Origin of the sequence: Campylobacter concisus (genome assembly GCF_002165775.1) — a bacterium.
GTDB lineage: Bacteria > Campylobacterota > Campylobacteria > Campylobacterales > Campylobacteraceae > Campylobacter_A > Campylobacter_A concisus_E.
Window position 1 is genome coordinate 236,396 of the sequence record NZ_NDYP01000002.1, and the last position, 12,378, is coordinate 248,773.

The window sequence follows — 12,378 nt, forward strand, 5'->3', positions numbered from 1 at the left end:
TTGCAACTTTATAGTTAAAATACCCAGTTAAGTGCTATTTTGTTAAAATCACGCAAAACTAATCAAAGGTAAAGCTATGAAAGAAGAGAAAAACGCACTCAAAAAGATGTGGGAGGGAAGATTTAGCGAAGCTAGTTCGAAGCTACTTGAGGAATTTAACGCTTCTATAAATTTTGATAAAAATCTTTTTGAAGAGGATATCGCTGGCAGTAAGGCACATGCTAAAATGCTAGGAATTTGTGGAATTTTGAAAAAAGATGAGTCAGAGGCGATCATAAAGGGGCTTGATGAGGTTTTATCTGAGATAAGAGCAGGTAAATTTGAGTTTAAGCTAGAAGATGAAGATATACACATGGCAGTTGAGAAGCGACTTAGCCAGATCATCGGCGCCGAGCTTGGAGGCAGACTGCACACAGCTAGAAGTAGAAATGACCAAGTTGCGCTTGATTTTAAATTTTACGTATTGAAGAAAAATTTAGAAATTTCATCTCTCATCAAAGAGCTCATCGCCATGCTTACAAATTTGGCAAAAAAACACAAAGATACGCTAATGCCAGGCTACACACATCTTCAACACGCTCAGCCAGTAAGCCTTAGCTATCACTTGCTAGCATATGTATTTATGTTTAAAAGAGATTTCGAGCGATTTGTTAGCTCGTATGAGCGAAATAATCTAAGTCCGCTTGGCTCAGCAGCACTTGCAGGCACTCCTCATAAGATAGATAGAACTATCGTTGCAAGCGAGCTTGGCTTTGCAGGCTGCACGCAAAATGCGATGGATAGCGTGAGCGACCGCGACTTTGCACTTGAAATTTTATTTAACATTAGCGTTTTCATGACGCACGCTTCTAGGCTTTGTGAGGAGCTCATACTTTGGAGCTCTCAAGAATTTGGCTTTGTAAGCATTAGCGACGCTTATAGCACGGGCAGCTCTATCATGCCTCAAAAGAAAAATCCAGACGTCGCTGAGCTCATACGCGGCAAAACTGGACGTGTAAATGGAAATTTAGTGGCGCTACTAACTACGATGAAGGGCCTGCCACTTGCTTATAATAAAGATATGCAAGAAGATAAAGAGGGCGTGTTTGACAGCGTCTCGACCATTTTAAGCTCGGCTACCATCCTAAACGAGATGATAAAAACAGCTAAATTTAACGAAAAAAACATGCTAAAAGCTACAAAAACCGGGCATCTAAGTGCGACTGATTTGGCAGACTATCTAGTGCGTGAGAAAAATATCCCATTTAGAACGGCGCATTTTATCACGGGTAAAGCCGTCGCAAAGGCTGAAAGTTTGGAACTTGATCTAAGTGAATTAAACGAAGATCAGCTAAAAAGTGTGGATGAAAATTTAGATGTAAATGCTATTAAATTTTTAGATCTTCACGCTTCAAAAGAGGCTCGTACTTCAAAAGGCGGCACGGCAAATAAAAGTGTGGAGGAACAGATAGAAATTTTAGATTACTGGCTTAAGAAAAAAGAGTTATAATTACGCAAAATCTACAAATTTTAAAGGATGAAAAATGTTTTTTGATGGCAAAAATAAAGAGCTTTCTAATAAAAATGAAGCTTTAGAGAGAGAAAATGAAGCTTTAAAGGCTGAAATTTTAGCACTTAAAGATGAGCTAAAAAACGTTAAAACTTGCGAGCCAAAAGAGCAAGCTAAGGATAAGCAAGAGGCTGTAAATTTATTGCTTTCAAGTTATCAAGATGGTATAAATTTCTTGCAATTAACAATGGAAGAAAATCTAAAAATGCTTGAAAGTATAAATGGACTAAATGAAAAGACTTTCAAAGAGACGGGCGAACTCAAGTCGCAAACGGCTGAAATTTTAAACTCGATTGAGCAAGTAAGTCAGATGAGCAATGACCTTTCAAATGACGCTTCTTCGCTTGATGGAAGCGTAAATTCGATTGTTGAGATTATAAATCTAATTAAAGACATCTCAGATCAGACAAATTTGCTAGCTCTAAATGCTGCGATCGAGGCGGCCCGTGCTGGTGAGCATGGACGAGGTTTTGCTGTCGTGGCAGATGAGGTTAGAAAGCTAGCTGAGCGCACTCAAAAAGCAACACTTGAAGTAGAAGTAAATATAAATGGCCTTAAGCAAAGTGCGAATACGATGATCGAAATGAGTGAGAATTTTTCAAAAATTTCTGCAAATGCTATGAAAATTTTAGGTGGATTTGAAGGAAATATCTCAAGTGTAAATGCAAATACGCAAAATATACTAAATCAGGCTTTAAATGTTACAAATGAAGTCTATGTAAGCAATGGAAAAATAGATCATATAAATATGAAGCTAAATGGATATAGAGGCGTACTTTTAAATGAATTTAATAAAATTCAAGATGTTCATGAGTGTAGATTTGGCAAATGGTATGAAAAAGATTTGAAAAATACTCTTGTAAAAGATGCCAAAATTCTCTCAAGTATCGCAGCTCATCATGAAAATGTTCATCATGGACTAGAAAAAGCGATGGTTATTTTTGCTGATAAAGATAAAGGAAATCTACCTGGCGTTGAAATATTAAAAGATGTTGAAAACTCAAGTAAAGTAGGTTTTGAAGAGTTGCTTGAAGCTATAAAGGCTGCCAGAAAATAGAATAAAATTTTAGACTCAAGATTTGAGTCTAAAATTTATAAGTTATTAAAATGTGCTTTGTGGATCAGCTACGCCTTCGCTCCAGCCAAGCTTCGCTCCGCCAAGCAGGTGAAAATGTAGATGCATAACTTCTTGACCACCGTTTTCACCGCAGTTTGTTATGAGGCGATATCCGCTCTTATCAATGCCCATTAATGTGGCGACCTCTTGGATAAATTTAGCCATCTCACCCATCAAAACTGGATCCATCTCTTGGAAGTTTTTGTAGTGTTTTTTAGGGATGATGAGGATGTGGATCGGTGCTTTTGGATTTATGTCGTTAAAAGCTAGAAATTTCTCGCTTTCAAGCACTTTGTTGCAAGGGATTTCACCAGCTACGATCTTTTCAAATATGGTCATTTTAGCTCCTTTGAAATTTTGCAAAATTATATCAAAGTGTGCTTAAATTTCGTGCTCTTTATCTTGATTTTAACTCTTTTTCTATAAAATCGACTCAAAAATTTATAAAGGTAAAAAATTGCAAGATTTCGTTAATAAAATAAAAAATGAAATTTCAACGCTTGATGATTTGGAAAAAGTCAGGGTAGAAATTTTTGGCAAAAAGGGCATCTTGGCGCAAGGTTTTGCGAAGCTAAAAGAGCTTGGCGAAGATGAGAAAAAGGAATTTGCAGCAAATTTAAACAAGCAAAGAGATGAGCTTGGCGCGCTAATAGAAGCTAAAAAGGCTGAGCTTAGCGAGCAAGAGATAGATAACAAGATGAAAAAAGAAGCCGCTGATATCACGCTATTTAATGAGCCTGTTGCTAGCGGGGCACTTCATCCTGTGATGGCCACGATGGATAAGATAATTGAATATTTTTTAGCTCTAAATTTCTCGCTCGAGACTGGACCACTAATAGAAGATGATTTTCACAACTTTGAAGCGCTAAATTTACCAAAATACCACCCAGCACGGGATATGCAAGATACATTTTACCTAGATGATTTTAGACTTTTAAGGACGCATACGAGCCCAGTTCAGGTACGAACTATGCTAAATCAAAAGCCACCTATTCGCATGATAGCGCCAGGTACGGTTTTTAGACGTGATATGGATTTAACGCATACACCGATGTTTCACCAGGTCGAGGCTCTTGTGGTGGAGGATGCTGAGAAAGTTAGCTTTGCAAATTTAAAATCAATGCTTGAGGGCTTTTTAAAGCACATGTTTGGCGATGTTGAAGTGCGTTTTCGCCCTAGCTTCTTCCCATTTACGGAGCCTAGCGCAGAGGTTGATATTAGTTGTATATTCTGCCACGGCAAGGGCTGCAGAGTGTGCAAGCAGACTACTTGGCTTGAGGTACTTGGATGTGGTGTCGTTGATCCAAATGTATTTAAGGCGGTTGGCTATAAAAATGTAAGTGGATACGCCTTTGGCCTTGGCGTTGAGAGATTTGCGATGTTGCTTCATAGAGTGCCTGATCTAAGGTCGCTTTTTGAGGGAGATTTAAGATTGTTGGAGCAGTTTAAATGATAATTTCAAAGCATTGGTTAAACGAGTGGATCGACCTTAGCGAAGTTAGTGGCGAGACACTTTCAAAAACATTAAATTCTATCGGGTTAGAGGTTGATAGTTATAAAGAGATAAATTTACCAAAGAGTATTGTGGTTGGCTATATAAAAAGCAGAGAAAAGCACCCAGATGCCGATAAGCTAAGCGTTTGTCAAGTGGATGTTGGTGGAGAGACGCTTCAGATCGTATGTGGGGCTAAAAACGTCGAGGCTGGCCAGTTTGTGCCAGTTGCGCTCATTGGCACGACTATGCCAAATGGTCTTGAGATAAAAAAAGCAAAGCTAAGAGGTATCGAGTCAAGTGGTATGATCTGCTCTTCAAGTGAGCTGGGACTTCCAAAGGTAAATGATGGAATTTTACCGCTTGATGAGAGTATCGGCAAGCTAAAACTTGGTACAAGCCTTAGCGAATTTGAGGTATTTAAAGATACGATAATTGAAGTTGATGTCACAGCAAACAGAGGTGATTGCCAAAATTTACATGGGATCGCAAGAGAAATTTATGCAGCGCTTGATCTAAATATGAAAGATAGTCACGAAGACGATGAAAGCGAAAATTTACTAGGTATTGGCAGAATAGCTTCTGTGCGAGCAGAGGATAAAGTAAATGGGTCATTTTTGTATAAGGCTTTTGAGTTAAAAGAAGGACTATATGAAAATCTAATAACTCGCATGCGTCTAGCATTAATAGAGTGTCAAAAGACAAATTTAGTTGAGAGACTGCTTGAATACGCGACATTTTGCACTGGTGTTTTATTTAGGGCTTATGATCACGCTAAACTTGTAAGTGAAGGCGAAAAGGCTGTTTTTGATATAAAAAATGGCGAAAATGGCGAATGTGTCGTTTATTGCGGGGATAAAAATTTAGGCATTGCTGGAATTTACCAAAGTGACGTAGCAAGAGTAGATGAGAAGTCAAAAGTGATCCTAGTAGAAGCTAGCTACGTAAAGCCAGATGTAGTTTCAAAAGCTATTTTTGAAAATAAAAATTTACCAAAGGGTGATCAAATTTATCGCTCAAGTCGTGGCAGCGAGCCAAATTTAGCTTATGGCGCGGATTATTTATTCAAAAGACTTACCAATTTTAAAGATGCACTAAATCTCTTTGCCGGTTCACAGCAGTCGCTTTTAAATACCGAGCCTATCACGCTTAGTATCTCTCTTTTTGAGATTAAAAATATGATCGGTCAAGATATTGCTAGAAATGATGTTGTTAAAATTTTAAAGAAACTTGGCTTTGAGATCGCGGTAAACGTTGAGCAAGAAAGCTTTAACGTAAAAGTGCCGTTATTTCGCCATGATATAGTAAATTCTCACGATGTTTGCGAGGAGATCGTAAGGATAATAGGCATAGATAATATCGCCTCAAAACCACTAAATTTCTCTGAGAAAAATAGGCTAAATAAGACATATTTTGACTATAAAAACGCCCTAAATTTAAGGCGTAAAGCAGCTGATAATGGCTTTTTTGAAAGTGTGCACTATGTCTTTGATAGTGAGGACGAGCTTAGCGAGCTAAATTTTAAGCCATGCAAAGTTAAGATACTAAATCCTATAAACAACGAACTAAATACGCTTAGACCGACACTTGTTAATCACCTTCTAAGCTCAAGCGAGAAAAATATCAAAAACTCAAAACGCTCAGTTAGGCTATTTGAGCTTGGAGAAATTTTTGATGAAAATGCAAACCAGGGCTTAAATTTAGGCTTTGTCGTATCAGGGCTTTTAAAAGAACCTACACTAATAAACGGCGCAAAAGGTGAGGAGGCAAATTTCTATGCATTCGCATCTATGGTGCAAAATGTCATAGGTAAATTTGAGCTAAAACCTTGCCAGGGCATCTCATATCTTAGCTCTTATGAGCAAGCACACATCTATCAAAATGGCGAAAATATCGGCTATATCGGTAGAGTCGATGCAAGGGTTGAGGCAAAAAGGGATCTACCAAGAACATATGTTTGCGAGATTGATTTTACTAAGCTTAAATTTGAGCCAATTTTGGCAGTGCCTTACTCTAAATTTCAAAGCACAACAAGGGATCTTAGTCTCATCGTGCCTGAAAATTTCGAGGCTGGACGAATTTATGAGTGCATAAGAGGGCTAAATTTAAAAGAGCTAAAAGAATTTTTGCCGGTTGATATTTATAAAGATGCGAAGCTAAATGGCTCGATCAGCCTTAGCCTCAAATTTATATTCCAAGATATGGAAAAAACGCTTGAAGATGGCGATATAAACGCACTTATGGATAAAATTTTAAGCAAGCTAAAAGAGAAACTAAATATCGGAATAAGATGAGAATTTATCCATTAGAAAAAAGTCTAAATTTAACTATTGACGACATCGCAGCGGATAAATCAATATCGCATAGATGCGCGATCTTTTCACTTTTAAGCGACAAACCATCTCACATTAGAAACTATCTAAGGGCTGGCGATACACTAAATACATTAAAGATAGTCGAGCTTTTAGGTGCAAAAGTTGAGGACAATGGTTTCGAAATAACGATCACACCGCCGCAAAAGATAAAAGAGCCAAATGAAATTTTAGAGTGTGGCAACTCTGGTACGGCAATGAGGCTTTTTATGGGACTATTAGCCGCACAGGATGGCTTTTTCGTACTAAGTGGTGATAGATATTTAAACTCACGTCCAATGGCTAGAATAGCAAAACCTCTAAACGATATGGGTGCAAAGATAGATGGTGCAAACAACGCAAACAACGCCCCGCTTTGCATAAGAGGGACAAAATTTGAAAGATTTAGTTTTGATAGCAAGATTGCCTCAGCTCAGGTAAAAAGTGCCCTTTTGCTAGCAGCTCTTTACTCAAATGGCTGCAAATTTAGTGAGCCAGAGCTAAGCAGAGATCATACTGAGCGTATGCTAGCTGGCATGGGAGCTGATATAAAGCGTGACGACCTAGAGATCACTTTAGAGCCGATGAAAGCTCCACTTGCGCCACTTGATATAGACGTGCCAAATGATCCAAGTTCTGCATTTTTCTTTGCGGTCGCAGCACTTATCATTCCGGGCTCACACATTATTTTAAAAAATATTTTGCTAAATAAAACTCGTATCGAAGCTTATAAAATTCTAGAAGAAATGGGAGCTGAGATAAAATTTCACAAAACCTCAAGCAAATACGAAGATATCGGTGATATCGAGGTTAGATACTCGCCAAATTTAAAAGGCGTAGAGGTTAGTGAAAATATCTCGTGGCTCATCGACGAAGCTCCAGCTTTAGCCATCGCATTTGCCTGCGCTAAAGGTCAAAGCAAGCTAACAAATGCCAAAGAGCTTCGTGTAAAAGAGAGCGATAGGATAGCCGTCACGATAAATGCGTTAAAGCAGTGCGGCGTTGATGCTAGCGAGCTTGAAGATGGCTTTATCATAAATGGCTCTGAGGCTAAATTTGCCATGATCGATAGTCACGGGGATCATAGGATTGCGATGAGCTTTGCTATACTTGGACTAAAGTGCGGCATGCAGATAGAAAAGAGCGAATTTATCGCCACTTCGTTTCCAAATTTTGCTGAAATTTTAAAGAAAATGGGAGCTAGAGTTGAAGATTGAGCTTGCTAGTAGTTATGGATTTTGCTTTGGTGTAAAAAGGGCGATAAAGATTGCTGAAAATGCAGGAGATGCTGCGACCATTGGGCCACTCATCCATAATAACGAAGAAATAAACAGGCTTGAGAAAAATTACAATGTAAAAACACTTGAGGGTATAGACGAGCTAAAGGATGAGAAAAAGGCGATCATTCGCACTCATGGCATCACTAAAAACGACCTCGCAGAGCTAAAAAAGACAGATATAAAAGTGATCGACGCAACTTGTCCGTTTGTGACAAAGCCACAGCAAATTTGTGAAAAAATGAGTGAAGAGGGCTACGATGTGGTGATCTATGGCGACATGCATCACCCTGAGGTAAAAGGCGTGAAGTCATACGCCAAGGGTAACGTCTATGTCGTGCTTGAAGAGAGCGAGCTAGAGGGCATTAAATTTAAGCAAAAGGTCGCACTTGTTAGTCAAACGACTAGAAAAGTCGAGAAATTTATGCAAATCGCAAACTACCTTATGCTTCACGTAAAAGAGGTACGCGTTTTTAACACCATCTGCAACGCAACATTTGAAAACCAAGAGGCTGCTAAAAATTTGGCAAAAAGAGCCGATGTGATGATAATAATCGGTGGAAAAAATAGCTCAAATACAAAACAACTCTACCTAATATCTAAAAATTTCTGCGAAGATAGCTATCTGATAGAAAGCGAAGAAGAGCTTGAAAAATCATGGTTTGATGGCAAAAATTTGTGTGGCATAAGTGCTGGTGCAAGTACGCCTGACTGGATCATACAAAAAGTCGTTGACAGAATCAAAAAAGTATAAAATTTATCCTAGCTAAAGCCACAATTAACTATAATAAGCCAATTTGCCTCTACTGGCATAATAAAATTTAAAGGATCAAGATGGCTGTGAACAAAAGTGTTCAATTAGGAAAAGCAAAAGACGAAGATATCGAAGATATCGATTTTGCTGCGATGTTAGAGGAGTCTTTTAAAAAGACTGAAGAAGATAGTGACGCAAAGATCGTCAGTATCAATGGCGATGAGGTTTTAATCGACGTTGGCAAGAAGTCAGAGGGCATTTTAAATGTTTCTGAGATCACTGATGCAAACGGCAACCTAACACATAAAGTTGGCGATACGATCAAAGTTGTAATAACTGGATCAAGAAATGGAAGACCTATAGTGTCGCACAAAAAAGCACTTAGAAAAGAGAAAGTTAAAGCTTTCATCGAAGCTTACGATCCTGAAAATTCTGGCGAAATCGACGTAAAAGTAGTTGGAAAAAATAAAGGTGGCTTTATAACTCAAGATGTAAATGGGGTGGAATTTTTCTTACCAAAAACTCACAGTGGCTTTAAAAACGCTGAAGGCATAATTGGTAAAACATATAAAGTAAGAGTTATAAAAATTGATAAAGAGGAAAATAGCATAGTTGTCTCTAGAAAGAAAATTTTAGATGACGACCGCAAAAAGCGTAAAGAAGCTCTATCAAGCATAGTAGAAAATGATAGCGTTATAGAGGGCACAGTTAAAAAAATCACAACTTATGGTATGTTTGTTGATGTTGGCGGTGTCGATGGGCTTGTGCATTACAGTGAGATAAGTTATAAAGGTCCAGTAAATCCTAGCTCACTATATAAAGAAGGCGATAAAGTTTTAGTTAAAGTTATCAGCTATGACAACGAAAAACGCCACTTGTCTTTATCTATCAAGGCAGCTACTCCAGATCCTTGGGAAGAGATCATAAATGATGGGCTAGAAGTTGGTGACACTATCAAAGTTACAGTTAGCAATATCGAGCCTTATGGTGCATTTGTTGATCTTGGAAATGATATTGAAGGATTTTTACATATATCTGAAATTTCATGGGACAAAAATATAAAAAATCCAAAAGACCATATCAATGAAGGTCAAGAGATCGATGTTGAGGTTATTGAGATAGATGCAAAAGGACACCGCCTAAGAGTAAGCCTTAAAAATTTACTTCCAAAGCCATTTGATGAGTTTAAGGCAAAACACAAAGAAGGTGACGTAGTAAAAGGCGTTGTGACAACTATCACAAATTTTGGTGCATTTGTTAGAGTAGGCTGCGTTGAAGGTTTGTTGCATAACGAAGACGCATCTTGGGATAGAAACGATAAATGCAAAGATATGTTTAAAGCTGGTGACGAGCTTGAAGTAAAAATCATCAAAATCGATAGCGCTGAACAAAAAGTTTCACTCAGCCTAAAAGATCTAAAACAAAGTCCAGTTCAAGCATTTGCTGATAAATTTAATGTAGGCGATATCGTAAAAGGAACAATTCGCGATATTAAAGACTTTGGCGTGTTTGTAGAGCTTGGTGATAACGTTGATGCGCTGATCCGTAAAGAAGATCTAGGTAGTGTAGACGTTAGTATACTTAAGATCGGTGATGAGATCGAAGCAGCTATCGCATTTATCGATGAGAAGAAAAATAGAATTCGCCTTAGCATACGCCGTTTAGCAAAACAAAAAGAGCGTGAAGTGTTAAATGAGATCAATGATAACGATGATAAAGTAACACTTGGCGATATTATAAAAGAACAATTACTTTAGTTTAAATGGGCAGACGCGTACTTTTATTAGTAGTTGTCCTGCTATTTGTAATATTGGGTTTGGTTGGAATTTCTCTTGTTAAATTTGCAAGTGTAAATTTCAGCCAAATACATGAAGAAAATATCACAAATGAGCAAAATTTAACCAAAAGCACGACCAGCAATATTAACTGGATGAGTGAGCTAGCAACTATTAGAAAAAGAGATTATGTGCTGCCTGTAAATGAAATTTTTATAGAATACAACCGACCCAAAATAGAAAAACCAAAGATTACTGCATATGAGCTTTTGATAGATAAAAATGATATCTATTCAATGTTTTGTTTGATGCAGACTTTAAGAAAAAGCGAGGTCGATTTTACTGTTGTAAAAGATGGTGCAAAAAGCCAGATATTTTTAAATACTCAAGACTCTAAACTTCTACAAAATATCATTTTAGAACTAAGAGTTTATGATATCCACTCAAGTGTGAGAGAGGTAAAATTATGAAAACTATCATTGTTTGCGATGCAATACATCCAGTAGGTTTTGAACTTTTAAAAAAAGAGCAAGATATAAACGTAATAGACGCAGTTAATACTCCCAAAGATGAACTTTTAAAAATTTTAGGCGAGGCTGATGTTGCTATAACAAGAAGCTCAACTGAAGTAAACGAGGCCTTTTTAAACGCTGGTAAAAAACTAAAAGCTATCGTTAGAGCTGGTGTTGGTGTAGATAATGTCGATATAGAAGGATGCTCAAGGCGTGGCATAATAGCTATGAACGTTCCAACTGCAAACACTATTGCTGCAGTTGAGCTAACAATGGCTCATATGCTAGCTTCAGCTAGATCTCTTGAATACGCTCATAATGATCTAAAGCTAGATAGAATCTGGAAGCGTGAGAAGTGGTATGGGGTTGAGCTTTTTAAGAAAAAGCTTGGTGTGATCGGCTTTGGAAATATTGGCTCGAGAGTAGCTGTTCGCGCAAAAGCTTTTGGTATGGAGATCATCGCTTATGATCCATATATTGACCCATCTAAAGTTATCGACATGGGCGGTACTTATACTAAAAATTTTGATGATATTTTAGCATGTGATTTTATCACGATACATACACCAAAAACTAAAGAGACAACAAATATGATCGGCGCCAAAGAGATCGCAAAAATGAAAGATGGCGTAAGACTTATAAACTGCGCTAGAGGCGGTCTTTATAATGAAGAAGCACTTTATGAAGGGCTAAAAAGTGGCAAAATAGCATTTGCCGGTATTGATGTTTTTACAAGAGAGCCAGCAACTGATCATCCACTTCTTGATCTAAATAATGTAAGCGTCACTCCACATCTTGGGGCAAATACGCTTGAATCGCAGCGAAATATCGCAGTAGAGGCAGTCGAGCAAGCTATTTTATCAGCTCGCGGTATAAGCTATCCAAATGCGTTAAATTTACCTATAAAAACAGAAGATCTACCGCCATTTGTTGAGCCTTATATCGATCTTACAAGCAAGATGGCATTTCTTGCTGCACAGATCAATAAAAGCGCTATCAAGGCTATCCGCATAGAAACTCACGGTCAAATCAGCGAATACGCAAATTCACTACTAACATTTGCCATAGTTGGTGCACTAAAAGAGAGTCTAGGTGATGCGATAAACTACGTAAATGCCAAATTTTTATGCGATGAAAAAGGCATAGTAACAGAAACCATTGCTGGTGGTGATAGCATTTTTAAAAATAAAATCACTGTTCGCATCACGACCGAAAAAGGCATCGCAACAGTTGGTGGCACGGTATTTGGTGAAAATCAGCAACGTATCGTAACAATAAATGGATTTAAGACCGACTTTAAGCCAAAAGGTAAGATGATCATCTTTAAAAACCATGATGTGCCAGGCGTTATTGCTCAGATTAGTAAAATTTTAGCTGACGAGAAGATAAACATTGCAGACTTCCGCCTTGGTAGAGATGATCACAATATGGCACTTGCTGTTATCTTGGTTGATGAACATATAAAAGCAGAAACGTTAGAGAGACTAAACGCACTTGAAGCTTGTGTTTGGGCTCAATACGCAGTTATATAAAATTTTGAAAGGATAAAAA

General features: G+C 37.8%; 10 protein-coding genes and 1 pseudogene. 10 read left to right on the forward strand and 1 reads right to left on the reverse strand.

The genetic code is table 11. The features are described from left to right. Positions 1-76 precede the first annotated feature (76 nt). From argH to B9N66_RS10045, 3 genes and pseudogenes are all read left to right on the forward strand, one after another. Positions 77-1,489, forward strand: a complete 1,413-nt coding sequence (gene argH / locus B9N66_RS02190; RefSeq protein WP_087579703.1) for an argininosuccinate lyase — start codon at positions 77-79, stop codon at positions 1,487-1,489. 445 nt (positions 1,490-1,934) lie between these two features. Next, a pseudogene (locus B9N66_RS10040) lies at positions 1,935-2,213 on the forward strand (methyl-accepting chemotaxis protein); the annotation flags it as partial. 84 nt (positions 2,214-2,297) lie between these two features. Further along, positions 2,298-2,606, forward strand: a complete 309-nt coding sequence (locus B9N66_RS10045) for a CZB domain-containing protein (protein ID WP_374057415.1) — start codon at positions 2,298-2,300, stop codon at positions 2,604-2,606. 45 nt (positions 2,607-2,651) lie between these two features. Here the strand turns inward: B9N66_RS10045 and B9N66_RS02200 are convergent, their stop codons facing one another. Further along, positions 2,652-3,005, reverse strand: a complete 354-nt coding sequence (locus tag B9N66_RS02200) for a histidine triad nucleotide-binding protein (RefSeq protein WP_087579705.1) — start codon at positions 3,003-3,005, stop codon at positions 2,652-2,654. A gap of 118 nt (positions 3,006-3,123) precedes the next feature. Here B9N66_RS02200 and pheS point away from each other — a divergent pair, with 118 nt between their 5' ends. The 7 genes from pheS to serA all read left to right on the forward strand — a co-directional run bounded on the left by pheS (position 3,124) and on the right by serA (position 12,359). Beyond that, entirely contained in the window at positions 3,124-4,119 is a 996-nt protein-coding gene (gene pheS / locus B9N66_RS02205; protein ID WP_087579706.1) for a phenylalanine--tRNA ligase subunit alpha, read from the forward strand. Next, entirely contained in the window at positions 4,116-6,452 is a 2,337-nt protein-coding gene (pheT, locus tag B9N66_RS02210; protein WP_087579707.1) for a phenylalanine--tRNA ligase subunit beta, read from the forward strand. The genes pheS and pheT overlap by 4 nt, the downstream gene beginning before the upstream one ends. Continuing rightward, positions 6,449-7,726, forward strand: coding sequence for a 3-phosphoshikimate 1-carboxyvinyltransferase (gene aroA, locus B9N66_RS02215; protein WP_087579708.1), 1,278 nt, complete (start codon positions 6,449-6,451; stop codon positions 7,724-7,726). The genes pheT and aroA overlap by 4 nt, the downstream gene beginning before the upstream one ends. Continuing rightward, complete coding sequence (locus B9N66_RS02220; RefSeq protein ID WP_021090890.1) at positions 7,716-8,540, forward strand: 4-hydroxy-3-methylbut-2-enyl diphosphate reductase; 825 nt, start codon at positions 7,716-7,718, stop codon at positions 8,538-8,540. The genes aroA and B9N66_RS02220 overlap by 11 nt, the downstream gene beginning before the upstream one ends. 80 nt (positions 8,541-8,620) lie before the next feature. Next, positions 8,621-10,297, forward strand: a complete 1,677-nt coding sequence (locus B9N66_RS02225) for a 30S ribosomal protein S1 (RefSeq protein ID WP_087579709.1) — start codon at positions 8,621-8,623, stop codon at positions 10,295-10,297. A 5-nt stretch (positions 10,298-10,302) separates the two neighbouring features. Beyond that, positions 10,303-10,785 (forward strand): hypothetical protein, encoded by a 483-nt coding sequence (locus tag B9N66_RS02230; RefSeq protein WP_054196265.1) that lies wholly within the window; start codon positions 10,303-10,305, stop codon positions 10,783-10,785. Continuing rightward, complete coding sequence (serA, locus tag B9N66_RS02235) at positions 10,779-12,359, forward strand: phosphoglycerate dehydrogenase (protein ID WP_257639761.1); 1,581 nt, start codon at positions 10,779-10,781, stop codon at positions 12,357-12,359. The genes B9N66_RS02230 and serA overlap by 7 nt, the downstream gene beginning before the upstream one ends. The last annotated feature ends 19 nt before the right edge of the window (positions 12,360-12,378 follow it).